Raw genomic sequence first — 24,482 nt, 5'->3', positions numbered from 1 at the left:
GCGGCTCGCACAGTGGTCAATGAGGGCGAGCGCGCTGCACCAGTGCGCTCGCCCTTCTGCCGTCCACACCATCCCGCCCCACGCCTGCCACCCGAACCACCCCCTACCCAGCCACCCCACCCAGCACGGCTGAACTTCCCCTCCCCTCCCCTCGTTCCGTTCCCGCCCTTTACACCACACATGGAGAGCAGACAACCCGTGGGATCTCGCGCCATTGGTCACCGAGCCGGGCACCGTCGACGAGCGGCGGGCGTACTGGCCACAGCGGTGTGCATAGTCGGCCTGTCGGCCGTCACTGCCGCGCCGGCGGTCGCGGACGAGAACGTGCCGCTCAACAGCGGTGAATGCAAGTTCGGCACGGACTACATCAAAGAAACCCCCTGGTCACTTCAGCGCCTCCTGACGGCGCAGATGTGGGCGCACGGCCAGGGCAAGGGCATCCGGGTCGCCGTCATCGACACGGGTATCGACGCGCAGAACAAGCAGCTCGACGGCGCGATCGGCGCAGGCGGAGCAACGCTGGTCAAGGGGAAGCCGACCGACGACAAGGTCGGCCATGGCACCAAGGTGGCCGGAATCATCGCGGCCCGGCCCATCCCCGGCTCCGGATTCTTCGGCATCGCCCCCGAGGCAACGGTCATTCCGTTCCAGCAGACTTCGCAGGAGAAGGCCGGCACCGCCGACAGCCTCGCCAAGGCCATCCGGCAGGCCGTCGACGCAGGCGTCGACATCATCAACATCTCGCAGGGAACCGGCGCCGACCGACGTCTCCTGCCCGCACTCGAACAAGCCGTCGCCTACGCCGAGCAGAAGAAGATCCTGATCGTCGCTTCTGCGGGCAATGGCGGCGCCGACGGCGGCGAAAAGAGCATGTACCCCGCCGCCTATTCGAATGACCACTCCAACGTGCTGGCGGTGGCGGCCTCGGACCGCAACAACGAACGAGCCCCCTTCTCCCAGGCGGGCAAATTCGTCAACATCGCCGCCCCGGGCGTCGACATGGTCTCCACCGTCCCCGACGGCGGCAACTGCGTGGACCAGGGCACCAGTTTCGCCGCCCCGTACGTCACGGGCGCCGCTGCCCTGCTCAAGGCACAGCACAAGGACTGGACCCCGACACAGCTCATCTGGCATCTCGAGCAGACCGCCGAGCGCGTGAAGCGGGACCGGGACGACTTCATCGGCTGGGGCGTCGTCGACCCGGTGGCCGCCCTCAAGGACGACACCGCCCCCACCGCCGCGCCCAAGCCGGACCAGCCCTCCAGCACGGCCGACGGCTCCAACATCCAGCCGGCCGCCGTCACCCTGGGCGAAAGCCCCGAGGACCGGCGCGCCCGCATCTCCATCTACATCGTCGGCGCCGGACTCCTGGCCGTCGCCGCGGTCGCCGGCTCCTCGGTCGCCATCCGCGACTGGCGCCGCAAGACCGGTTTCACCACACACGGGGAGTCAAACCATGGCTGATCAATATCGGGTAGATCTGAGCGCTCTCGAAGACACCATCAGGAAGCTCAACGGCATCCTGAAGGACCTCGGAAACGCCAACGCCGACACCCGGTACAAGACCTCACTGTCGCGGAACGCTCTCGGAGCCGACGCTCCGGGCGCCACGTTTCTCGAGGCGCGAAAGCTGACCGATGCCCACGAGAAGATGAAGCAGCACATCGAGGAGATCGTTCAGCATCTCCATGACGTCATGAATGAGTTCGGCACCAAGACGCGAAAGGTACACGGCAACTACCAGAACCAGGAAGCCGAGACCGCCGCGAACATGTCCGGTAGCTGACATGGAGTCTGGTACCGGAAAGCTTGAGGTCAGCATGGAGAGCAGTAGAGGGGGAAGCAAATCATGAGCGGTAGCGTCGAGTACGAGTACATTCCGGCGACGATGTGCTACGCCGCGGAGCACGAGACGAACTTCGCCGAGATGGACATGGACACCATGAAGGCCATGGTGAAGGCGTCCAACCCGACCGAGGTCCACAATGTGTCGCGCGGTTGGTCAGATGTGCACAATCAGCTGGTCGGCGGGAGCGGCGGAGGCGTCAAGGGTGCTTTCGACGCCGCGGTGAAAGAGGTGCTGCAGAGCTGGCACGGTGCCTCTGCGGAGAAGTTCAAGGCCCAGGCACAGAAGATCAGCAAGAAGATCGCCGACGGTGCCTCGTATGCGGACTACACCTCCAGGGCGATGAAGAATGCCGCGAACGTCCTCGAACAGCTCAAGCCTGACATCGAGTCGATGGAGAAGCCGAGCGGCGGCAACAGCTTCGTCAACTGGGTCCAGGACGGCGGCAGCCGCGACGACGCCGGCCTGAAGCGCGACCTGGCCAACCCCAACAAGACTACGCAGCAAGCTCTGGACAACAACACGGACAGTTTGTCCGCGGGTAAAGAGCAGCAGCTGCGCATGGCTGTGAAGATGGAGCAGCTGGGGGCGGCTTATGTGTCGCAGGCTAAGGCTATGGGGACGTGGAAGGGCAAGACCCGCGTCGACGACAGCGAAAACTACCCCGGTCCGCCAAGTGGTGACCCTGCGCCTGCCATCCCGATGCCGATGCCGACCGGTTCATCGGGAACCCACAAGGTAGGTAGCCCGTCGATTTCAGGGATGGGCAAGGGGCCTGGTTGCTCCCCCGGGGGAATCAAGGCACCTAAGATGCCAGCACCTCACACGCCCGGCATCAGCGGCGGCATCGGATCGCCTCAGCCTGGCAAGGGGGCGTTCACTCCCCACGTGAACACGGGGCTTGATGGCTTCACACCTCCGAGTGGAGGCGCTGGTGGTACCGGCGCTGGCGGTATCGGTGGCGGTCTGAACGCTGGTGGCACCGGTGGAGGATCTCTGGGCGGCGGCCCCGGTACCAGCGGTATCGGCGGTGGCGGTGCTGGTTTGATCGGCGGCGGAGCCGCCGGCGCAGGTGGCGCGGGTGCGGGTGCCCGCGGCGGAGCCGCCGGCGCAAGTGGTGCGGGTGCCCGCGGCGGGCGTTCTGGCATGCCCGGCATGGCCGGTGCCGCAGGAGGAGGCAAGGGCGCTGGCGGCAAGGGCGTCGGCGGTGCTGGGCGCGGTGGAGTCATGGCCCGTCAAAAGGGTGGGGTAATTGGCGCAGGCAGCGGCAAGTCCGGCGCGGCCGGGCAGGGTGGCTCAGGCCTGCACCGTAGCCGTGGTGGAGCACAAGCCGGTGCCGGTGGCGAAGGCCGTCGTCCTGCTGGTATGCCAGGAGCGCACGGCATGCACGGCGCCAAGGGCAAGGACAGCAAGGGGCAGAAGGGCGAGCGCCCTGACTACCTGGTGGAGGACGAGGAGACTTGGGCGTCGGAGCGTAACGTTGCCCCGAAGGTCATCGAGTAGGAACCTGTCGTCGGCAATTCGGCAGTAACAAGGCGGGGCCCGACGTTGAGCACTGAGGGCCCCGTCCTGTTAGGAGAGGTGTACAGCATGAGCTTCACGCGGACGCTGCGTGCGGTCGGCGGCGCGGTTGTGGCGGGAGCGTTGCTCTTCGGCACCGCGCCGATTGCTTCGGCCGACCAAATCCGAGATGCACAATGGCCTCTGAAGGCATTTGATGCCGAGGAGATCTGGAAGATCTCTACCGGGAAAGGAGTGACGGTTGCTGTCATCGACGACGGGGTCAACTCCCAGCACCCTGATCTGAAGGGCAACGTTCTCCAGGGAAAGGACTTCATCAACGGAGGTTCAACTGAGCCGGAGGGGGGCGACACCCACGGCACCCAGATGGCTGCGGAGATTGCTGGGCACGGGCATGGGCCGGGAGGTTCGGACGGCGTCATGGGCCTGGCTCCGGATGCCAAGATCTTGCCAATTCGCGATCTAGGAATGAAAGCGGGCGGGTTTTCTAACTCCATCCGCTATGCAGTGGATAGAGGCGCCTCAGTCATCAACATCTCCCAGACCGGAACATCGGATGAGGGAGAGGCTGATGCCATTGCCTATGCTTTGAAGCGCGACGTGTTGATTTTTGCGGGAGCTGGAAATGAGGGTAAAGGAGGTCCTGATGCTATTCAGTACCCTGCCCGCTACCCCGGTGTAGTGGCAGTTGGCGGAGTCCAAAAAACCGGCGAGACTTGGCCTGGATCCAACTACGGCCCGCAAGTGATGCTGACGGCGCCAGCTGTTGGCATCGTCTCCGCTGGAGACAAGGGACCCTCCCTTTACCGCAAGGGCACAGGGACATCGGACGCAACCGCCTACACGTCGGCTGCCGCAGTCCTTCTCCGAGCAAAGTTCCCCGACCTGACCGCTGGCCAGATCGTCAACCGCCTGACCAAAACCGCAGGCCTTCCCACCTCCGCCAAGGGCACCTCCCTCCCCGACCAGAAGTACGGCTACGGATTCATCCAGCCGCTCGCGGCGCTCAAGCGTGACATCCCCGATGGCCCGAAGAACGGGCCGCTGAAGATGCCGCAGGAGCAGACGTCGCCGTCCTCGGGCGACCAGGCAGCCTCTGCGGGCAGCAACGGAAACGACAGTGCGTCGCAACCGGTGAAGAAGCCCGGCTGGAGCCCGCTCTTCATCGCGATGCTCGTCGGAGCTGTGGTTGTCGTCGTTGGTGTCATCGTCGGTATCGTGATGCTCGTACGGCGCAAGAGCCGGCGTAATGGCCCGCCCCCGGGTGGCTTCGGTGGTCCGAGCGGCGGTACCGGATTTCCGCCTCAGAATCAGTACGGCTCCTATCAGCAGCCGGGAGGCCCGGGCGCTTACCCGCCAGCGCCGCCCACCCAGCCACCCGGCCAGTAGGCGGGGCTAGGGACAGACACAGGCACCCACGGGCGCAATTACTGTGCAGAGACACACGATTCGGGGTCCGCAACGTACGAGCTGCGGACCCCGAATGTGTTCGCCACTACCACGGGAGCCGTGCCCAGTTCTCGGGCGTACAGGCTTACGACTCCGTGGCTGCGCTGGCCATGGAGATCGCCTGTGCTAGGAGCATCGGCAGCTGCTGGAGTGCCAGTGCACCTCGCCCGGCGCAGAGAGCACCTCCCGTGCCGTGGCCCTGACGTTCTCGCAAAACCACAGGCGCACGTCGGCCAGCTGCGCACGCTGCTGGCCGAGTCGCGGCCCACCAACCGTCTAGGGCGCAGCTCCGCTGCTTGCGCTGAGCGGCCACAAGTCGCGTCCCACTGCTCTGCGGATGTTGGTTCTGAAGACCATGTGGATCTCGATGGGGGCGACGGCTGCGACACCGGCGCCGAGCTCCAGGCGGATGGGGCCAGGAGGTACGGTCGGTCTGATACGCGACGACATGGCAGACTACCGCTCTTGCGCCCGTGCTACAGCGGTCTTGGTCAGGGAAACCATCGGCGGATTCCAGCCGGGATTCGCCACCTGTAACCAACACGTCGACCTTGCTGTCATGATCGTACGACTAAGTCGTCAACATGTTCGATCAACAGGGGGGATGCGGGACCATGTCCAACGGCAGCATCTCGGTCACACCCGAGGAACTGCGAGCGGCGGCAGGCGCCGCCGACGCCATCAGCCAGGATCTACAGCAGCCCATAGCGACGGCCAAGCGCGATATCGAAGCGGCCGGTACGGCACTGAAGACGTGGAACATCGGTTCGGACATGGAGCGGGTGGCCCACGACTGGGGCATGGCGCTGGACGAGCTGAGCAAGCGGATCGGCGGCGGTGACCCCAAGAGCGCGGCGTCCCGGCTGCGGCGCACCGCCGACGGCCACGAGTACAACGAAGACGTCACCGCCCAGTCGTTCCAGGTGCGGTGACCCGTGCCCGAGAACTTCAAAGAGCTCCTCAAGCAGGATTTCTCCGATCTGGAAGCCGCCGTCAGGTCCTGGCAGAAGCTGGCCAAGGCACTGGAGGAGACCCAGGTCCGGCACCGGCACAAGGTGACCGGACCGCTGCACGCCAGCGAATGGCAGGGGACGGACTCTCACTACGCCTTCATGCAGATGGAGACGAGCGAGACCCAGCTCGGGACCGCACAGTCCGATGTCACCTCCATCGCCACCATCCTGGATACCGTTTACACCAAGATGAAGAGCGCCCAGGACGACTTGCGCCGGTGTGTGCGCACAGCGGAACTCGACGGGTACGCCGTCGACGACCATGGCAACGTGACGGACAGCAGGTCCCCTGGCCCCACCGGCAACGCCGACGCTGACGCACAGGAAGAGCATCAGCTGCGTGTCACCAAGCTGGAGGGCTACAAGAACGACATTGGGTACTCCATTGAGGAGGCCAGTAAGGCTTCCTGGGAAGGGACGCAGCTCCTTCAGCAGATCGACGCCTTCAACCTCGACAAGGACTACGGCGCGCAGAAGGCCGAAGAAGGCGCCCGCAAAGTCGCCGAGTTCGCCCACCTCGATGAGGATTCCATTCCCTCGAAGAAGGACCCAAAGGAGAACGCCAAGTGGTGGTCGGGCCTCACCGAGCAGGAGCGGCAGTCATACCTGGACGCCTACCCCGAGAAGATCGGATGGCTCGACGGCATCCCCAGCGCTGACCGTGACGAGGCGAACCGCAAGGTGGTGGATGTCCAGCTTGCGGAGTACGACATGAAGAAGCAGAATGGCGAGTTGGGCATCCGCGACCAGCGGCACTACGAGGGCCTGCAGAAACTGCAGAACGCGCTCGACAAAGCCGATGGCAGTAGGGACGAGAGTAGGCAGCTGTACGTGCTGGGAATCGACACGAAGGCCCGCGACGGGCGGGCCGTGGTATCCCAGGGAAATCCGGACACCGCCCGCAATGTTGCCGTACAGGTTCCAGGCACCGACAACGACTTGACGAACGTCGATGAGCAGATCGACCGTGTGGACCGGCTCCAACAGGCTGCCCACGACACGGGAGGCGAGAGCACTGCGGTGGTGTCGTGGCTCGGATACGACGCCCCCGAGGTCGATGGCAGCATGACCACGACCGGGCGCGCCGACGCCGCCGCCGGCGATCTGAGGAGCTTCACACACGGCTTGCGCGAGTCGCACACCGGCGAGCGTGCCCACATGACAGTGCTCGGGCACAGCTACGGCTCGACGGTGGTGGGCGACGCGGCAGCTCACAGCAATGGCATCGACGCCGACGATGTCGTCGTGGTCGGCAGCCCCGGAATGACCGTGGACCACGCCAAGGATCTGCAGATGGCCCCGGACCATGTCTGGGCCGGCTGGGCACCGGACGACATGGTCTCCACCATCGCGTCGGGCAAGACCCTGGGCGAGAATCCGGCGGAAAGGGAGTTCGGGGGCAAGGTCTTCGACGTGGACACCTCGGGGCACGGCGGCTATTGGGACCAGGGCAGTGACAGCCTGGCCAATCAGGGGCGCATCATCGCGGGAATACCTCCTCGACCGGGGGAGTACCGCGTGCCTCCGCAGCCCAACCCGCCCGGGACCACGGGGCCGAAGTGGTGACCGGCCGGAGCTGGCGCCCCAGCCGTATCAGCGTTCTCACACTCGTCGCCCTGCTCGCATCTGGAGGATGCATGACCGACTCCGGAAAGAACGATCCGCTGCCCGTCAAGAGCAAGGACGGAGCCGAACGCTCCGCCCGCGAACTGATCGACTCACTGGCCGGTCAGTATCGGCTGCAGGTCGACGGCAAATCCGTGAACAAGCGGTTTCGCGACTGCTTCGGCGCGAACCACGAACGTGCCAACGATGGACGCTTCGACCTGACCTATTCCGTGCGTGCTCAGCTTTCCGGGGCCGAGCACGGAAAGGCTCTGCGCCCCATGCGCGAAAAGCTCGAAGCCGAGGGCTACAAGATCCTCGGTTACCGTGAGGAGCCCTCGCAGGCACTCATGGATGCGAAGGGCGGAAGCGACAACTTCTTTATCTCTGTGGACTCTTACGGGCGAGGCAACGCACTCGTCTTCTCGGTGAGCACCCCCTGCTTCCTGCCGCCCGGAGTGAAGCAGCAACAGGTATCGGCTCCTTCACCGAACACCACCCCGACGGCTCCCGCTTTCGCCAGTGAGCCGAGTGCATTTACGAGCCGCTTCCCCGACAACCCCTTCGGCTGATCGCTCCGGGCTGGCCTGACTCGCGCTTCAGCCCGATTCTCGGGGAAGTCTTCCTGGAGTCCAAGAAGTTCCTGGACATGTTCAGCGTGTCGGCCATGTACTGAGCCACGGCCGACACGCTGAACCCTGGCCACGCGGACGCGGTGAAGCTCGGAGAGAACGGCAGGACGTTCATCGATCCCACCGCATGGGTCTCGCGAGGCGCCACCGAAGCCGCGTACCGCGGATACAAGTTTGTGGAGTCGGCGGAGAGGGCGATCTCGGATGAGGTACATCGGCAAGTACGAGACGTACAAGCCTCTGATCCATGGAGCGTTCGGATGAGCACCATGGCCACCGGTTCCGTGCGAGCCTGGGCCCCCAGACCGCCGAAGTCCCCGCTGCTCATCTGGACGCGCTATTGCCTCCAGTGGGTGTGGGGGCCGGCGCTCTGGGTGCTCGCCTGTATCCCGTTGTTGCTGCTGACTCTGCTCGAGGTGGAGGTGCAGCAGTCCGGCAGGGGGAGGCTGAGGAAACCACGCTGGCGGCGACGGATCTGGGTCGACCGGGAGCGGTTCCGGCTGGACCGGATCACTGATCCACAGCAGCAGGAGCGGGAGCTTCGGCAGCTGCTCGCGGACCACCGCCTCAACTGTGTCCCCGCGCGCCCGGGGGCGGTTGTGCCCCTGCCGTGCTCGGGAGGCAAGCATCGTCTCGGCATCGATGACAGCTACTACCGTCTCCTGGGGGAGGGACGCGCCTTGGAGATCGCTCATAACGAGTTCGGCTGGGTGCCGGTCGACAGGGTGAAGGAGAAACTGCCGGGTTGGTTGCAGCTGCGCTGCCCGTAGCAGACGACCGACGTTGGGTGTCCGTCGGGTGAGGCGCCCAGGGGCTGGCACACTGCCCGTTCGGTGCTCTGGCTCTCGTGCGTCAGAGAGGCAGAGCACCACCGTGTCCGTCAGGACGGTCACGCTATGACGAAGCTGACGAATGCGGCCCAGGTAGTGGGGGACACGGTCAGTTCGGACCGTGTGATGTACTTTGAGTCGCGGATGTGCACGGCGGCGGCACCTGTTGAGACTTCGACGCATTCGCCGCCCGAACCAGTGCTATAGCTGCTCTTGACTCAGGCCAACTTGGGCATTGCCTGCACGGTCTCCTCCATGTTCATGCTTCTCCCAGCAACTTTTCGACAAAGGCCAGCGATTCGCGCGGTGTAAGCGCTTGCGCTCTGCGAATCCCGTACTGTTCCACGATCTCACGGACGGATTCCCGCTCCGTGTGCAGGCGGCTGTCCTTGTAAGCCTCAACGTAGGCGATCCTCCGCCCGTCGTGTGTTTCGATCAAGGTGAAGGGACCGTCCAGCCCTGCGTGCTCCTCTTGCTCGGTCGGCATCACCTGAATCTCGACGTTGCGGCGCTGGCCGTGCAGCAGAATCTGTTCCAACTGGCCCCGCATGACTGCCCATCCGCCCAGGGGGCGGCGGAGCACCGACTCTTCGATGACGAAGCTGATCGTGGGGAGCGGCCTTCGGGCGAAGATGTTCTGGCGATCCAGCCGTGCCGCGGTTCGCTGCGTGACTGTCTCTTCGTCCAGCAGGGGACGCCACATGATGAACACTGCGCGGGCGTAATCCTTCGTCTGCAGCAGTCCGGGAGCTGCGCCTGAACGCACCCTGCGCCCGCCCGTGTTCGCAGCAGTTCTCGGCCGCGTCACCATTCCGCGTTGGTCGTCACCCTGGTCGACTTCAGGCCGGGCTCACACGCCAGTCTGACCTCAGCTTCGAAGGTTGCGTCTCATAGGAGACTTGAGGAATCGTTTCCTCGAATGGAATTATCAACTTCTTGACCAACAATCAACGGGGTGGGGTCACGTGGGTGTTGTGCTGCCTGGATGGGCGGACGAGATTCTCGACATCATCGGTGTGTCGTGGCCGAACGTGGACGAGGACGACTACCGGCAGATGGCCGATGCGATGAGGGAGTTTGCCGACGACATCGATGACGGCGCCGGCGAAGCTCACGAGGCCATCCAGGGATTGGTCGGTTCAGCGGGTGGTTCGCTGGCCGTGGAAGCGCTGAACGCTCACTGGAGCAAGATCAATGGCACGCACCTGCGAAATCTCGCTGAGTGCGGACGTATGGCAGGCACGGCTTTGGACGGCGTTGCCCTACTCATCGAGGGCGCCAAGTTGGGAGCGATCGTTCAACTAGGCGTCCTCGCCGCCGAGGTGATTGCTGCACAGGTCGCAGCTCCCTTTACTCTCGGCTTGTCCGAGGTCGGGGCGTTGGCAGCGACGCAGGCGACGCGAATGATCGTCAAGCGGCTCTTCAAGGAGGTCTGCGAGCAGGTCGCCGAACAGGTCATCAGTATTGCTCTGACCCCTGTCGAGGAAGCCCTCGGGGCGATGGTGGGGGATTTGGTCGTCCAGCTCGGGGCGAACGCGCTTGGGGTTCAGAACGGCGTCGACTTGGGGCGCACCGCCCAGGCAGGCAAGGATGGATTCGGTCAGGGGGTGCAGGATGCCAAGGACTCTGCCAAATCGGCCGCCAGCAGTCCGATGGAGCTCCTCAGCGCCGGCGGGCGTAGCGGGAGCGGGCTGGGCGGATCGGGGAGCGGCGGAAGCGGTGGCAGTGGTGGGTTCACCTTCGACGAGGGCGAGCACGATCGGGTAATCACGGGCCTGCAGAGCGCGGGTGGCACCTTTCGTAACAAGGCCGGGGGGAAGATCGGCCGGGCCAAGAGTCACCACGGCCGCACCCGCGGCAAGGACGCCATTGCCAATGCCGCCAACGCCATGCTCGACAAGGTCATCGAGGGAATCGAGGGCGGTCTGAAGAAGGCTGCCAAACATCTCGACGACAGCATGACCCGCGGTGTCAAGCAGATGGCCAAGAATCACCGTGACAACGACGACAAGCTCGCCGAGCACTTCAAGGGCCTCGGCAAGGGCGGCAAGAAAGACCCCAAGGCCCCCAACGGCAGCGGAGGTGCTGGTGGCCGTGGCGGCAAGAGCCGCAAGGGGAAAGGACGTGACCAGCTCGACAAGGAACACCCCGACAACAACTCACGGCACGACAAGGACATTGACGGCTGTGGAGACCCCGTCGATGTAGCAACCGGCAGGGTCTTTTTGAAGGCCACCGACATCGCTTTGCCCGGCGCGCTGCCCCTGCTCTTCGTGCGCAAGTACGAATCGTCCTACCGGGTCGGCCAGCAGATCGGACCGTCGTGGTCCTCGACCGCGGACCAGCGCCTGGAGATCGACGAGCACGGGGTCGTGTTCGTCACCGAGGGCGGCATGCTCCTCTCCTACGACATACCCGAACCGGGTCAGCGCTCCCTGCCCGCTCGAGGCCCCCGCTGGCCCCTGACCCGGACCCTTGAAGGTGACTGGGCCATCCACGACCCAGACAGCGGGCATACACGGCACTTCTCCGACGCCGCCCACACCTCCGGCATGGCCCTGCTGGATGAGATATCAGATGGTAAAGGCCACTACCTCACCTTCGACTACGACGACCGGACCGGCGCTCTGGTCTCCGTCCGTCACTCTGCGGGCTACCGCCTCAACGCTCACAGTGACGAACACGGCCGGCTCACCGCACTGTCCCTGGCTCCCACGGACGAGACGACTGGCGACATCCAGCTCGTGGGGTACGGACACGACCAGGACGGGAACCTCACCACCGTCACCGACGCATCCGGCCGGTCGACATGCTTCGAATACGACGCCCAGCACCGCATGACAGCGTGGGTCGACTCCAACGGCTCCCGCTACGAGTACATCTATGACCAGGCCAGCCGCTGCATATCCCAAGGTGGCGCTGACGGGCACCTGCACTACCGGTACGACTACGATCAGCCGGCCCCGCTGCCCGGCCACCGTGTCACCGCTGTTACGAACTCCCTCGGCCACACCACCTGCTACGTGGTCAATGGCCGGCTTAAGGTCACCTCCCAGACCGACCCCCTGGGTCGTACGACCCGCAGCGACTACGACGCAGACGACCGACTCGTCGCCACTACAGACGCGCTCGGCCGCACCACACGCTTCACTTACGACGCCTCAGGCCGCCTGACCAGCATCACCCGACCGGACAACTCCCAGTCCACCCTCAGCTACAACGACCGCGACCAGCTCACCGACCTCACCGGCCCTGACGGCGGCCGCTGGCAGCACACCTACGACAGCCAGGGGAACCGCACCGCCCTCACCGACCCGGTCGGCGCTACTACCACCTACACCTACGACCAACGAGGCCACCTCACCTCCACCACCGACGCACTCGGCAACACCACCACCATCACCACCAACGACGCCGGGCTCCCCCTCACCTTCACCAACCCCCTCGGCGCAGTCACCCAATACCGCTACGACGCCCTCGGCCGCCTGACCGCCATCACCAATCCCCTCGGTGACACCACCCAACTCACCTGGACCCTCGAAGGCCGACTCGCAGCCCGTAGCAACCCGGACGGGACAACCGAACGCTGGGCCTACGACGGCGAAGGAAACTGCACCACTCACACCGACGCGCTCGGCAAAACCACCCGCTACACGTACACACACTTCGACCAGTTCGCACAACGCATCACAGCCGACGGCACACGCCACACCTTCACCCACGACACCGAACTACGCCTCACCCAGGTGACCAACCCACAAGGGCTGACCTGGAACTATAGCTACGATGCCGCCGGACAACTGGTCTCCGAAACTGACTTCGACGGCCACACCCTCACCTACACCTACGACGCCGCCGGCCAACTGGCCACCCGCATCAACGCCCTCGGGCAGACCACCACCTACACCCACGACGCCCTCGGCAATCTCACCGAAAAGACCGCCGACGACCGCACCACCGTCTACGCATACGACCCTGTCGGCAGGCTGCAGTGTGCCACCAACTCTGACGCAGTCCTCAGCTACACCTACGACCCGCTCGGCCGCGTCATCGCAGAGACCGTCAACGGCCAGACTGTCGCCACCGCCTGCGACGCACTCGGACGGCGCACCCACCGCACCACACCCGTCGGCGCCACCACCACCTACACCTATGACGCCGCCGGCAACCGCACCACCCTCACCGCCTCCGGCCGCACCCTCACTTCCGACTACGACCTCCTCGGCAGCGAAACCACACGCCGCCTGAACAACGCCTTTGCCCTCCACCACACCGTGGACGCGATGGGCCGCCGGACCCAACAGACCCTCGCCACGCCTCACATCGGCGGCGACTCCCTCCTCCAGCGCACCTACAGCTACCGCCCGGACGGCCACCTCACTGGCATCAACGACCTGCACCTCGGAAACCGTCACTTCGACCTCGACACCGAGGGGCACGTCACAGCAGTCCGCGCCGAGAACTGGACAGAGGCCTACGCCTACGACGAATCCGGAAACCAGACCCACGCCACCTGGCCCGACCGGCACCCCAACGCCGAAGCGCGCGGCGAACGCACCTATACCGGCACCCGCATCACCCGAGCGGGCAACATCCGCTACGAATACGACGCGCAAGGCCGCGTCATCCTGCGCCAAAAGATCCGCCTCTCCCGTAAGCCGGACACCTGGCGTTACACCTGGGATGCGGAGGATCACCTCACCACTGTCATTACACCCGACGGAACACAGTGGCGTTACCTCTACGACCCGCTCGGCCGACGCATAGCCAAGCAACGCCTCGCCACGGACCAGGAAACGGTCCTCGAAGAAACCCGATTCGCCTGGGACGGCAGCACCCTCACCGAACAGAGCACTCGTACCCGGAACTCCGAGGAACTCACCCTCACCTGGGACCACGACGGCATCACCCCCATCGCCCAGACCGAACGCAAAACCCGCCTCAACACACCGCAGCACCTCATCGACGAACGCTTCTTCGCCGTCGTCACCGACCTCATCGGAACCCCCACCGAACTCGTCGATGAAAGCGGAAACGTCGCCTGGCAGGCCAGATCCACCCTGTGGGGCACCACAAGCTGGAACCACTCGGCAACCGCATACACCCCACTGCGCTTCCCAGGCCAATACTTCGACCCCGAGACACAACTTCACTTCAACTACTTCCGCACCTACGACCCGGAATCCGGCCGCTATCTCACCCTCGATCCCCTCGGCCTCGCTCCAGCTCCCAATCCCGCCACCTACGTACCCAACCCCCTCACCTGGTTCGACCCCCTCGGTCTTGCCCCCTGTAACGAACCCGCAGATCCCACCTGGGGTGGACGAGTCCGCTACGGAGAGCCTGACGAGCACGGCCGCCCCACAGCCATGCACGCAACGCTGGGCCGCGACATGATGGGAGCCAACCCCACCGACCCGCACGGTGACCCTCCTGGCTGGGAAAAGGACAAGGGATACAATCGCGCCCACCTGCTCGGAGCGCAGCTAGGTGGCTCCAACAGAGACTCGCGAAATTTCGTGACAATGCACGCATACGCCAACTCGCCCGTCATGCGGCACATCGAGAATCAAGTCAGAAAAGCGGTTGAGGCAGGCGAAACAATCCAATACAGCGTCACACCTGTATACGAGGGAAGTGAGAAAATACCCAAGGGTGTAACCATCGAGGCGCATGGCTCAAACGGCTTCTCATTCACGCAGCATAAGAGCGCCGGAATCAGCGGCCAACATAACGTCGCATTCATACCTAACAAGAAGAGAGGGGGTTGAGTGATGCGCAGCAGCTCCCGATAGAGTTTCGCAAAGAACCTAGCGCACGTGAGGAAATCTAATGACTGCTCTTGATCAGCTTATGCACATCATCCCGCCACCCTCGGAACCTCGAGAAAGGGACTGGAGTAGCGCAGAGCAAGTGCTCGGCGTTCAGCTTCCTGTCGACTACAAGGAACTTATCCACGTCTACGGAGGTAGTAACTGGGACGACTACCTCTACGTTCTGGAACCTGGCTGCCCCAATGACAACTACGACCTCATCGAATGGGAAGACCAGCAGACAGAGGCACTGGACGGACTTTGGGAGTTCGAGAAGAAGCCGACCGAACTCGAAGAAGAGGGAGCCAGGGTCATCCCTTGGGCCACCACCGACAACGGAGAGTGCCTCTACTGGCTCATCCGCCCCGGCCAGCAACCAGGTGGGTGGACCGTCATGGTCAACGAGGCACGCGGCGACCGCTGGGAGCATTTCCCGCACACGTGCACGCAGTTCCTCGCCGCCATCCTCACAGGGGACCTGCGTTCCACCATCCTCTCCTCCCGCTTCCCTCTCGCCACCCACGAGTTCCGCCAACTCCAGGCGGTGTAGATGGTGCTGTGACCAGGACCGTGCACCTGGTTGTGGCAGCAGTGGGAGACCGCGTCGGTCGCCGCTGCGTCCATGCCGCACTGGCGTGACCAGCCGCCTCGCGGTCTGTTTTGATTTCCCGGCACTGTTCGTCCAGGTACCGGGAGCTTTCGCGTCGCGCCCTGGGGCGTATGCAAGGTTGGTGCTCATCTGGCCGCCCAGCCGTCGGGGCAGTGAGAGTGCGGCGCGGCTCGCGTCCGACGTGGCCATGAGGCAAGAGCTCAGAAAGACGACTTGGGGTCCGTTGCGTTTTGCTGTGGGCCCCAAGTCGTCAGGCCCTGCCCTCGACGGGTGGACGGCCTATGCTGTTTTCGGAGGACATGAGACTACTGCTGGCGCTGAACGCCAAGGGGCCTGGTTGGTTTTCCTCGCAGATCAGTTTGCCTACCGCAAGTGACTCGCCCAGGCGTCCGGGCCGAGACCGGCGAGCGTGATGACCGTATGGAGCTCGTGCGATGGCAGGACCTGGCAGCTTGCTCCCCGACGTCAAATTGCTTGATGTTGTGAGCGATTGGCCTACCGCAGGTCGGGTGGCAGACGCTACCTCTGGTTGACCGGTACTTCGTAGACGATTTCGCAGAAGGCGGCGGGGAGCACGATATCCGCAGTCTCGGCCGGCTGTCCGTCGTCGCAAAACTGGCCGCCCCGGACGCGGAAGCCCGGCTGATCCGTTTCGCCTTGCAGCGGGCGACGGAGTCCCTGGACGACGCTCTGCGGATCGCCCGGAGCCGGGGTGCACACGCTTCGTCCGCCGACGATGAGATGTCGGTGGCGGACGAGGGTGAGGGCCCGCGGCTACCAGCGTGGCCCTTCGGGTGACGACCGCAGCGCAACGCCGGCAGAAGCGCCGGGGGGGCACGAGAAGCATCCCTGGCGTGACCTACCGCGGCTGCTGCGTCGGTCACCGCCAGATCTGGTGCCCGGTCTGCTGCGGCTTCGAGGGGGGTGCTACACCTGCCAGGGGATGTGCCGCGTTGCGTGTCCCGTATGTGCTGGTGGCGCGCTGGATCCCATCGTGTGGTCGTAGCTCCGTGGACTTCGGCTTGCGAGAACAGCCACCAAGGGCACCAAGAGTGCAGCCATCAGGGGCCTACGGCTTACCTCCGGAGGCCCTGTAGCTATCCCGGTGTCGGCGTACGAGCTGAAGTGCAGAGCTGCGTACGTTTGAACGTGCAGTCCTAGAGGGTGCCGAAATCGGGAAGGGTAATCGAGCCGTCCTCGGCGAGGGGGATTCCGGGGTTGTGCGCGATCTCCCAGGCGTGGCCGTCCGGATCGACGAAGGCACTGTAGTAGAACCCAATGGCGTTGATGGCCGCGGGCTTGGTGATGGTTCCGCCGGCCCGCTCCACTGCCGCGAGCAGAGCATCAACCTCCGCCGCAGACCGGACGTTGTGTGCCAGGGCGATCCCGCCGAAACCGACCGCTGGCCCAGGCTCCAGGCCGCAGTCCTTGGCAAGTTTGTCGCGATCCCATAGGACGAGTCCCAGGCCGCCGGCCTGGAAGAAGACGGTCTCCTCGACTTCTTGCCCATGCCAGCCCAGGGCCTCGTAGAAACCCTTGGCGCGAGCGAGATCGGAGACCCCTAGAGTGACCAGAGTGATGCGTTGTTCCATGCGATCACGGTACTTCGCTTCAGTGGTGGTCAACCATGTCCCTCACAGCCATATCTCAAGTACGAGCTAGGCGACTTCGGTCTCTCGCTCGATGGCCTTGAGGCGGTTCTTCGGCCGGTAGCTGGGGTCGTTGATGGCGATCACCTCGCAGTGATGCAGGAGGCGGTCGAGGATGGCGGTGGCGAGAACCTCGTCACCGAACACCTGTCCCCACTCGCTGAAAGCTTTGTTCGAGGTCAGGATGATTGAGCCCTTCTCGTAACGCTTCGAGATCACCTGGAGGGCCAGGTTCGCCTCGGCTCGTTCCAGGGGCTGGTATCCGACCTCATCAACGACGAGGACGCTGGGCCACAGGTAGGTGGTGAGCTTGGTCGTCAGGCGGCCTGCGGTCTCGGCGGCTTTGAGGTTGCGGACCATGTCGTCGAGGCTGGTGAAGTAGATCGAGTAGCCGGCCCGGCAGGCCGCGACCGCCAGAGCGACGGCGATATGCGTCTTGCCCACCCCGGGCGGCCCGAGCAGAGCCGCGTTGGCTTTGGCCTCCACGCACGGCAGGTGGCCAGGTCCTCGACCTTGCGCGGATCGAGGTCGGGGTGGAAGGAGAAGTCGTACTCGTCCAGTGTCTTGTGGTGCGGCAGTTTCGACAGGCGCAACCCGTTGCGGAAGCGGAGGTCGAGCTGGGTTACACGCTCAGCGTCGAGGAACTGTATAGGCGTGGGCAGCGAGGGGCTGTTCTCGGACCTCGCAATCGTGGTCATCGTCGTCGCTGTAATACGAACGAGGGGCTGCAATGGGCTGCCGCCGCCTCCGCCTCCAGGCGGCTTCGGGGGCAGCGGTCCCCAGGAATTCGCGCCCTATGCTCAGCAATCGCCCCTGCCGCTCGGTACCTACTCGCCAGGGGACCCGATACAGCGTCTGGGCCAGTCGAACGGTCGGCCGCGGAACGGGAGGTTGGCATCGGACAGCTGGGCTCAACCGAAGACATCTTGGACGGGGAGTGTCTGATGGTGGTCGGCCGGAGTCTTGCCATGTTGCAGACCTGTGACGGGTTCCTGGTGCCTCTCAGGAGAGCTGAGTTCCACCGTATCTACGAGCTCCGAGAGTTTGGCGATATACCAGGGGAGTTCGGCGAAAGAGGGGGTGCTGAGGCTGAAGACCAGTAGGCGTTCGACCTCGGGGAGCGGACAGTAGGCGTCTATCTGGGCGAGAGATATCGGAGGGGCTGGTGCGGACGGCTCCTGTTCCGCGGGGAGATTTGCTGATCCTGATGCTCTGAAGATGACTTGTGTGCCGGAGATGGAGATGACTGCCGGGCCACAGTTTGTCTCGACTCGGTGTACTTCCAGTGATGCATCGCTGGACAGGGCTTCGAGGAGGGCATCTGCTGTTTGGCTCGCGGCAGTGGAGTCGAGTGGTTCGCAGCGTATGGTCAGCGATGCGGTACTGACCCTGTCGTCGTCGGTTGCGAGAATGCAGAACCCTGCATAGGCAGCGCCGGCCTGTGTGGCCGTTGCGGCCACTTCGCTGTACCACATGGTGATGAGGTCGCGTTGTTGATCGGATCCTCCAGGCCATACTCGAGCGGCGAGCAATTCGAGATACTTCTCGTGCTGTTCGTCGACGTACTCAAGGCCGAGCGAGTGGAACTCTTCTGGTACTTCCCAGTGGATCTCGGGCGCATCTGGCGTGATCCAGTCGGAGAGCGACGCCAGCATTTCACCGTCCGAGACGCCGGGGGAGTTTCCTTTGGCGTGTGCCGTGTGCTCTTCGGGCACGGTCTGGTCCATTCTTGCGATCAGCGAGTTGCGTTCAGGATGGCCTGCGCGTAGGCGATCCGATGGTCGATGAGTGCGGTGTCTGCGCAGTATTTTCCGCGTCGGCAGTCCAGTGCAGGGGAGGCGAAGGGAGTGCCTGGCCCGCGCCACATAGTGCGCTGAGGAAAGTCCCAGGTCAGTTCGTCCCAGGTGCCTGATTCAAAGATTCCGACGACCAGGCTCACCAGGGTCAGTGGAATCCACAGGGGAAGGAAGACAGCGAAGATGAGCCAGCCGGGGATGGTGCCTCGATAGCCTACGAAGCGTTCCTGTGTAACTGGCAGGGTGATTTTCCAAGCCCGGCGCAGGACCAGTGGTGACCTGCCTTTGGAGATACTGCACAGGACTTCGCCTTCAGCGTCCCGTACCGAGTATTCCTCCGGTGCCTGCTTGTTCTGATTGCCGGGGCGGATGACCAGCAAAGGATGCAGAGGATTATCGACGGCGTAGACGGTGAAGGTCGGCCGTTTGCCGTCAATGCGGTCGCGATGGGCCCTTGCTACCTGGGCGAGGAGCGAGTGAGGGGGGTTCTCTGCGTCTGCGCCGGTAGAGGTTCTGCGCTGGGAGAGCTGCTCGATCTGTGCGGCCGTGAGCGGATCGCCGTGGGTTACCCATGCGGCGAGTTCGTCGGATTTACCTCCCTGCCCATGAAACACACCTTGCCAGACGCTGTACGGCAGCTCTTTGGTGGACTCGTCGTTGTTGAGGAGAGCGAGGCGAAAGTATGTGGGGGCCACTGGCCGTACCTCTCGGGTAGAGGGGGTGTCCAACAGGCTGGCGGTCACATGGTTCCCGCTGCAGGGGCTGGCTGGTTCGCTGCGCGGTTGGCCTTCATCCCCAACCCGACGGAATCGCCGATGAGTTGTGGTCCTCGGGACCACCAGGAGAGGGGATCGAGTGTGCCGTCGACCCTCATTGCGGCCTGAGCGCCAGGCAGGTTACGCAGCGGCGTTTTCGTTATGGTCATTCCGTACAGGCTTCCCTTGAGGCTGGTCTCGCCCGTCTCGGCCACGTGCTTGGTCCATGCCAACTTTGCCTTGTTGCCGAGCCCCTCGGGGTTGAAGTGGGCGATGTCGTCTGAGAGGCCGAGTTTGCTGAGCTTCCCTGCTTGCAAAGTCGGCTTGAGCCCACCCGCAGCTTCGCTCACCTTGTTGAAGGTGTTCGCGCCTTTGAGCATCAGATCGCCGTGCTCACCGAGTTTGAGCCCGACCTTGGCGCCCTTGAACGCGCCTGTGGCGAACTTGCCGAATGGCAGTACTCCGAGTCCGTCGCCGATCAAGGTGGCGGCGCTGACGTCTGCTCCGCCGAGTTTCGCCATGCCATGTGTTGCCATGGCGCCGAGGGAAGTGACGCCGCCAGCGAGAGCCAGCGCGCCAGAGAGCGGTGGGCACCACATGGTCAACAGTGAGAGAACGCCGAGTGCTGCTGACACTGTGCTGAGAATGTCGCCTATCTGCTTCAGCAGGTCGGCATGCTTGACACACCACTCCTTGATGCTATGGCCGACGCGCTGCAAGGCATCGCCGAGCATTTCGAGCAGGCTGGTGTCCGGGGCGTTTTTGTTGGCCTTGCGGAGTTTGTCGGCGATGGTGCGGGCATCGGACTGGTGGTGTTCCAGGAGTTCCTTGGCCCTTTTGATGATCCCGTCGAGCTCATCCTTGGCGTGATCGAGGCGCTTGCCGACGGCGTCAAGTTCGTGGCCAGCAGTCTTCAGGCGGGACTGGGCCGCGTCGAGCTTGCTCTGAGCGTTGTTCAGCGCCGTCTGGTCGGTGAAGGTCTGGCCGGCGAGGCGGAAGGCCGGGTCGGCTGCCGCCTGGTTATAGGCGTGGGTCGCGCGGTCCTGAGCGGCTTCCTGTTGCTGGATATGGGTCTTGGCGGCCTTGGCGTCGGCTTCGTACTGGCGGGCCTTGTGCTGATAGTCGGCGAGTTTGGAGCGCCAGCCGCCGAGCTGGGTGGACGCCTGTTTGAGGGCGTCGACGCTGTCGGAGAGAGAGCGGGGGAGATCTCCGACGTTTTGGGTAAAGGCGTTTGCGGCCTCGCCTTGCCAGGTCTTGCCGCCCTTGGTGATGTCCATGAGCGTGCGGTGCGCGCTTTCCAGGCCGCCGGCCGCGTGGCCAATCTTGCGGGTGAGGTCGTCGACGCTCGTCAGCTTTCCCGGGGCGGGGTCGAAGCCCAGGCTGGGGTAGTCGTTACTCACCGGGAACCCGCCCTCGTAGCCTGCGGGGGAGCGTACGGACCCATGGGGTTGGTGCCGGGGCGGGCGCCACCCTTGGACATGGCGTCGCGGATGGCTTTTTCGGTTTCCTCGTAGTTGTTCTTGGTGGCCTTGAGCTTCTTCTCTATTTGCTCCGTGCCCTTGGCGATCTTCTTGATCGCATCGTCCCAGCTGTCGTGAAACTCGTCGCAGGCGTGGTCGAGGGCCACGCTGCCCGTGCTTTTCGGGCCGACGTCGTGGAGAGCGTTCAACGCCTTCTCCATGGACTCCCGGCCATCACTCAACTTGCGGAGGAGCTGGTCTAGTTCGTGTGTCTCTACTTGTAACTTTCCGCCCACAGCGCGTCCCCGTTCAGTGATCGACGAACGTTCCTTCGGGGACCGTATTTTAGTAAGTGAACCGTGAGCGAGTTGGTGTGGGGCGATATCCGGCCATGTCGCTGGTCAGGGGTGGCTGGATGATGGCGGCGCAGTTGATTACGCCCGCCCGGACACCTCCTGGCGCTGCCACCGACCCCGCCGTTGCCCTGTTGGCTCAGCCGAAGACCGAGCGGACCTGTTCTTCGGCGGCGGAGCGGGCGCTGTCTGTGACGTTCTGGTGGCGGGAGGCGGCGCCGCCGGTGCGCTGGTCGACCTGTTTCTGGGCGTGGTCCAGGCCGCGCTTGGTGAGGTCGTCCCTGGCGTGATCGACGTAGGTTTTGGGGTCGGTGAGACTTTGGGCGCCTTCCTTGACGCCGTCGACGTATTCGCCGGCCTTCTTCTTGCCGATGTCAGCGGTTTCGCCCCAGTCGATGCCGTCGCGTGCGCCGAAGTGGCTTTCGATGCCTTGCTGCGCGACGTTCTGGCTCATTTCCGTGGCGGCTTCGGTGGCCTTCTCCTTGGCTCCGTCGACGATCGCGCTCTTGGCGGTCTCCTTGACCGTGTCCTTGACCGTCTTCTTGGCGTAGTCCGCGACGACCTTCCGGGCTTCCTTGGACACCGCTTTCTTGGCGAGGTTCTTGATGGCGTCCTTGGTGGCGTGCTCCATCGCCTTTGTGGCCGCCTCCATGACCTCGCGCTTGATCTTTTCGAGGATCTCGCGGATCAGCACGCGGGTTGCCTGGGTGGCGCCGGCCGCGCCGAGTTCCGACAGGCCCAGGGTGAAGGGCGCGGCGGCCTGGGCCGCGATGAGCTCGGCTGCCAGGATGACGAGTTGGGTGATGACCGCGACCTTGCCGGCCAGTACGGCGATGGCGGCCGCGTCGAAGGCGAGGGCGATGGCCTCGGCGGCCATGGCCGCGTCACGGAGGTAGTTGTCGCCGCCGTCACCGCCGCCGGTGAAGGTGCCCCACTCCTTGCTGAAACCCTCGATCGCTTCGCCGGTGTTGACGGCGACGACTTCATTGGACGCCGAAGTGCCGGACGATGCCGCCTGGTTGACGGACTCGGCGAAGTTGCGCCAGGCCTGGGCGCATTCGTGGAGCTTTTCCTCGTCGGCGTTCGGCCAGTTGTATCCGAGGAGATCCAGCACCCAGACGAGCTCGCCTGGCAGCATCAGTGACACAGTGGTCGTCCCCCGTGCGGTTGTGGCGGGATGGTGGTGAGTGAGTGAGTGGAGCGGAGTGGGGCTCGGCTCGTGGGGGAGGCGGTGCCTCAGATGGCTGGGCGGCCTACGGCGCTGATGGTGTGGATGCCCTGTTCGTCGGAGTCGGCGTACTTCCGGCTCATGTGCTGGAGCTTGTCGCCGATCTCTTCGATGCGCTCCCCCAGGGAGTCCATCGACGTGAACATACCGTCCCGGATGGGCGTGTAGATCGTGTCGAAGATCGTGCCGAAGTCGCAGTCGTTCCAGGGGTCCCCGAGGGACTTGAGGTCGTCCTGCAGTTTCTTCGAGGCCTTGGAGAAATCGTTGCCGATGTGGACGAACGCATTGCCTTGCGTCCGCAGCACATCTGGATCGACATCAAATGCCTTGCCTGGCATCAAGACCCCCGATATTTCTGCCTGTCATGTAGCGCATTTGTCACGTCTACCCCCCTTAGTTTAGGCGCTCTGCGCGCGGCAGTGTCAAGGCGAGGGTGTGGGGCTGGAGAAGGTGCAGAGGGCGTGTAGTGGTATGGGGAAAACGTGGAGTTGATCCGGCGGGGCATTGTGGACTTTGTTGAATAATTGGGGCATTGGGTGGGGGGGTGGGGACGCGCGAGCTGATTCGTAATGATCATTAAGTGGTGCAGGGGTGGTGTGCTCTCGCGATTGTGTTCGGGGTTCCTGCTGGTGCTCGGTGTGCTGCGTCCCGTATCCGGTGTCCGAGCTGTTGGCTAAGATCGACTTTTACCTGCATGCTCACAACAAAATGAGGGAGGGGAGTCGCGCCGCATGAAGCCGGAGTACCGAGACTGTTTCCTGCCGTTTCTCCATCCAGGGGAAAGGCTGGTCATCGCCTGTGACTACTGGGGTAATTCGGCGCTGCCGGCTGTCCCGGCCGAGCTGCGCACTCCGCGTACCCCGGCTCCTCCGTCGCAGCTCGAGGAGCGGGTGCGCGGCGTGCTGGGCAGCGCGCTCGGCGCGGTGGCGCGTCCGGTGGAGGCGGTGACCGGCAGCCGCTTGGTCAACAACCCGTTCACCCGGGCCGCGGGGCGCGTCGGCGACCGGATCGAGCGCACCACGGATGCCTTGGACCATGCCGCCGACCGTGCCGTCGAGAAGGTGCTCTGGGGTAATGTGATGGACGGCGGCTGGCACAGCATGGCCGGGCGTTTCCTCGTCAATCTCACGAACGCCGGTGGCACTCCGCGACGTCAGGCACTGACCGACCGGCGGTTGATCGTGCTCGTGGACCACGGCACTAGCCGGCGGGGCCTCAATCAGGGGTTCGAGGTGGGGGCGGCGGCGCCTCGACCGAACATCGCGCGGATTGACCCACATCCCAAGGCCCTGACCGGCCGGGGGCGGTTCGATGTCGCCTTCGTCGACGGTTCTTGGATCGCCCTGGGCAGCGCGGTACGTCGGCACATGGAGGCATTCGTCGCCGCCTGGAACCGAGGGGAATGACGTGTCATGGGTGAACCCGGTGGCGAAGAGCCTCAAGAGCCGCAAGGGCGTCAAGAGTCGCAAGGGCATCAAGAGACGCGAGAGCTCCGGGAGATCCGAGGGTCCCAATCGACCCGAGAGTCCCAAGAGTTCCAAGGGGCCCGAGAGTCCCAAGGGGACCAAGAGGTCGAAGAGAGCCTTGAAGGGCCCGTCTCTGGGCAACGGGTGGGGCTGACGCCCCGTCAGGCGCGCCGCATACGTATCGTCCTGGCCTCGGTGCTGATGGCCGCGATGGCGGTGGTGCTCGTGCTGCGCCTGGCGTCGCGTACGTCGGTACTGGTCGTGGGGGTGTACGGGGCCGCGCTGGTGCTCTGTGGTGTGGTGATCGAGCTCAGTCGGCACGGACGTACCCGGCTGGGCACGTGGCTGTTGGGCATCGGGCTGGTGGCCGCCCTGGCTGCGGACTGGCTCCTGTTGCCCTGAAGTGGCGATCAGCGTCTCGCCTTGAGGAGATGTGATCGTCCCTCAGGGCGATGG

19 protein-coding genes and 3 pseudogenes are annotated in these 24,482 nt (G+C 64.3%); 12 read left to right on the top strand and 10 right to left on the bottom strand.

What is annotated here, in order from left to right; all coding sequences use genetic code 11:
* The first annotated feature begins 198 nt into the window (after positions 1-198).
* From mycP (ACFY12_RS00195) to ACFY12_RS00160, 8 genes are all read left to right on the top strand, one after another.
* Positions 199-1,464, top strand: coding sequence for a type VII secretion-associated serine protease mycosin (gene mycP / locus ACFY12_RS00195; RefSeq protein WP_390713435.1), 1,266 nt, complete (start codon positions 199-201; stop codon positions 1,462-1,464).
* Positions 1,457-1,786 carry a hypothetical protein gene (locus ACFY12_RS00190; RefSeq protein ID WP_390713434.1) on the top strand — a complete coding sequence of 110 codons (330 nt, stop codon included), beginning with the start codon at positions 1,457-1,459 and terminating at the stop codon, positions 1,784-1,786. Before mycP (ACFY12_RS00195) ends, ACFY12_RS00190 begins: the two co-directional genes overlap by 8 nt.
* Before the next feature lie 63 nt (positions 1,787-1,849).
* Positions 1,850-3,349: a hypothetical protein gene (locus ACFY12_RS00185; RefSeq protein WP_390713433.1), complete on the top strand. Its 1,500-nt coding sequence runs from the start codon at positions 1,850-1,852 to the stop codon at positions 3,347-3,349.
* Positions 3,350-3,436: 87 nt separating this feature from the next.
* Positions 3,437-4,756 (top strand): type VII secretion-associated serine protease mycosin, encoded by a 1,320-nt coding sequence (gene mycP / locus ACFY12_RS00180; RefSeq protein ID WP_390713432.1) that lies wholly within the window; start codon positions 3,437-3,439, stop codon positions 4,754-4,756.
* A gap of 674 nt (positions 4,757-5,430) precedes the next feature.
* Entirely contained in the window at positions 5,431-5,748 is a 318-nt protein-coding gene (locus tag ACFY12_RS00175) for a hypothetical protein (RefSeq protein ID WP_390713431.1), read from the top strand.
* Between the two features lie 3 nt (positions 5,749-5,751).
* Positions 5,752-7,395, top strand: a complete 1,644-nt coding sequence (locus ACFY12_RS00170) for an alpha/beta hydrolase (RefSeq protein ID WP_390713430.1) — start codon at positions 5,752-5,754, stop codon at positions 7,393-7,395.
* A gap of 71 nt (positions 7,396-7,466) precedes the next feature.
* Positions 7,467-8,006: a hypothetical protein gene (locus ACFY12_RS00165; protein WP_390713429.1), complete on the top strand. Its 540-nt coding sequence runs from the start codon at positions 7,467-7,469 to the stop codon at positions 8,004-8,006.
* Positions 8,007-8,326: 320 nt separating this feature from the next.
* Positions 8,327-8,836: a hypothetical protein gene (locus ACFY12_RS00160; RefSeq protein WP_390713428.1), complete on the top strand. Its 510-nt coding sequence runs from the start codon at positions 8,327-8,329 to the stop codon at positions 8,834-8,836.
* 119 nt (positions 8,837-8,955) lie between these two features.
* Here ACFY12_RS00160 and ACFY12_RS00155 read toward each other — a convergent pair.
* Positions 8,956-9,099 (bottom strand): annotated as a pseudogene (locus tag ACFY12_RS00155) (DUF397 domain-containing protein); the annotation flags it as partial.
* Between the two features lie 56 nt (positions 9,100-9,155).
* A pseudogene (locus ACFY12_RS00150) lies at positions 9,156-9,650 on the bottom strand (DUF5753 domain-containing protein); the annotation flags it as partial.
* 211 nt (positions 9,651-9,861) lie between these two features.
* Here ACFY12_RS00150 and ACFY12_RS00145 point away from each other — a divergent pair.
* Both ACFY12_RS00145 and ACFY12_RS00140 read left to right on the top strand, forming a co-directional pair.
* Complete coding sequence (locus tag ACFY12_RS00145) at positions 9,862-14,667, top strand: DNA/RNA non-specific endonuclease (protein WP_390713427.1); 4,806 nt, start codon at positions 9,862-9,864, stop codon at positions 14,665-14,667.
* Positions 14,668-14,728: 61 nt separating this feature from the next.
* A complete protein-coding gene (locus tag ACFY12_RS00140; RefSeq protein ID WP_390713426.1) occupies positions 14,729-15,259 on the top strand; it encodes an SMI1/KNR4 family protein in 531 nt (176 codons plus the stop codon).
* Between the two features lie 1,217 nt (positions 15,260-16,476).
* Here the strand turns inward: ACFY12_RS00140 and ACFY12_RS00135 are convergent.
* The 8 genes and pseudogenes from ACFY12_RS00135 to ACFY12_RS00100 form a co-directional block, all read right to left on the bottom strand.
* On the bottom strand, positions 16,477-16,911 hold the full coding sequence (locus tag ACFY12_RS00135; RefSeq protein WP_390713425.1) for a VOC family protein: 435 nt from the start codon (positions 16,909-16,911) through the stop codon (positions 16,477-16,479).
* A 66-nt stretch (positions 16,912-16,977) separates the two neighbouring features.
* Positions 16,978-17,666, bottom strand: a pseudogene (gene istB, locus ACFY12_RS00130) (IS21-like element helper ATPase IstB).
* A gap of 213 nt (positions 17,667-17,879) precedes the next feature.
* The gene (locus ACFY12_RS00125; RefSeq protein ID WP_390713424.1) at positions 17,880-18,695 is read right to left on the bottom strand and encodes a hypothetical protein; all 816 of its coding nucleotides are present in this window, start codon (positions 18,693-18,695) and stop codon (positions 17,880-17,882) included.
* 8 nt (positions 18,696-18,703) lie between these two features.
* Complete coding sequence (locus tag ACFY12_RS00120; protein WP_390713423.1) at positions 18,704-19,459, bottom strand: hypothetical protein; 756 nt, start codon at positions 19,457-19,459, stop codon at positions 18,704-18,706.
* Between the two features lie 44 nt (positions 19,460-19,503).
* Positions 19,504-20,919, bottom strand: a complete 1,416-nt coding sequence (locus ACFY12_RS00115) for a putative T7SS-secreted protein (protein ID WP_390713422.1) — start codon at positions 20,917-20,919, stop codon at positions 19,504-19,506.
* Complete coding sequence (locus tag ACFY12_RS00110; protein WP_390713421.1) at positions 20,916-21,188, bottom strand: WXG100 family type VII secretion target; 273 nt, start codon at positions 21,186-21,188, stop codon at positions 20,916-20,918. The genes ACFY12_RS00115 and ACFY12_RS00110 overlap by 4 nt, the downstream gene beginning before the upstream one ends.
* A 283-nt stretch (positions 21,189-21,471) precedes the next feature.
* Positions 21,472-22,470, bottom strand: coding sequence for a PE-PGRS family protein (locus ACFY12_RS00105; protein WP_390713420.1), 999 nt, complete (start codon positions 22,468-22,470; stop codon positions 21,472-21,474).
* Between the two features lie 98 nt (positions 22,471-22,568).
* Positions 22,569-22,898 (bottom strand): WXG100 family type VII secretion target, encoded by a 330-nt coding sequence (locus ACFY12_RS00100; RefSeq protein ID WP_390713419.1) that lies wholly within the window; start codon positions 22,896-22,898, stop codon positions 22,569-22,571.
* Positions 22,899-23,291: 393 nt separating this feature from the next.
* Between ACFY12_RS00100 and ACFY12_RS00095 the strand changes: the two genes are divergently transcribed.
* Complete coding sequence (locus ACFY12_RS00095) at positions 23,292-23,966, top strand: hypothetical protein (protein WP_390713418.1); 675 nt, start codon at positions 23,292-23,294, stop codon at positions 23,964-23,966.
* Between the two features lie 93 nt (positions 23,967-24,059).
* Positions 24,060-24,428: a hypothetical protein gene (locus ACFY12_RS00090; RefSeq protein WP_390714319.1), complete on the top strand. Its 369-nt coding sequence runs from the start codon at positions 24,060-24,062 to the stop codon at positions 24,426-24,428.
* Positions 24,429-24,482 lie beyond the last annotated feature (54 nt).

The sequence above is a fragment of the Streptomyces sp. NPDC001339 genome (genome assembly GCF_042895955.1).
Classification (GTDB): domain Bacteria; phylum Actinomycetota; class Actinomycetes; order Streptomycetales; family Streptomycetaceae; genus Streptomyces.
Note: the sequence above shows the minus strand (reverse complement) of the source record. Positions and strands in the feature narration are given on the sequence as shown.

Bases quoted from the DNA above. Each gene is read 5' to 3' on its own strand.
- ACFY12_RS00190 (WP_390713434.1), top strand. From the start codon at position 1,457: ATGGCTGATCAATATCGGGTAGATCTGAGCGCTCTCGAAGACACCATC.
- ACFY12_RS00185 (WP_390713433.1), top strand. From the start codon at position 1,850: ATGAGCGGTAGCGTCGAGTACGAGTACATTCCGGCGACGATGTGCTAC.
- mycP (WP_390713432.1), top strand. From the start codon at position 3,437: ATGAGCTTCACGCGGACGCTGCGTGCGGTCGGCGGCGCGGTTGTGGCG.
- ACFY12_RS00175 (WP_390713431.1), top strand. From the start codon at position 5,431: ATGTCCAACGGCAGCATCTCGGTCACACCCGAGGAACTGCGAGCGGCG.
- ACFY12_RS00165 (WP_390713429.1), top strand. From the start codon at position 7,467: ATGACCGACTCCGGAAAGAACGATCCGCTGCCCGTCAAGAGCAAGGAC.
- ACFY12_RS00160 (WP_390713428.1), top strand. From the start codon at position 8,327: ATGAGCACCATGGCCACCGGTTCCGTGCGAGCCTGGGCCCCCAGACCG.
- ACFY12_RS00140 (WP_390713426.1), top strand. From the start codon at position 14,729: ATGACTGCTCTTGATCAGCTTATGCACATCATCCCGCCACCCTCGGAA.
- ACFY12_RS00135 (WP_390713425.1), bottom strand. From the start codon at position 16,911: ATGGAACAACGCATCACTCTGGTCACTCTAGGGGTCTCCGATCTCGCT.
- ACFY12_RS00125 (WP_390713424.1), bottom strand. From the start codon at position 18,695: ATGGACCAGACCGTGCCCGAAGAGCACACGGCACACGCCAAAGGAAAC.
- ACFY12_RS00105 (WP_390713420.1), bottom strand. From the start codon at position 22,470: ATGCTGCCAGGCGAGCTCGTCTGGGTGCTGGATCTCCTCGGATACAAC.
- ACFY12_RS00100 (WP_390713419.1), bottom strand. From the start codon at position 22,898: ATGCCAGGCAAGGCATTTGATGTCGATCCAGATGTGCTGCGGACGCAA.
- ACFY12_RS00095 (WP_390713418.1), top strand. From the start codon at position 23,292: ATGAAGCCGGAGTACCGAGACTGTTTCCTGCCGTTTCTCCATCCAGGG.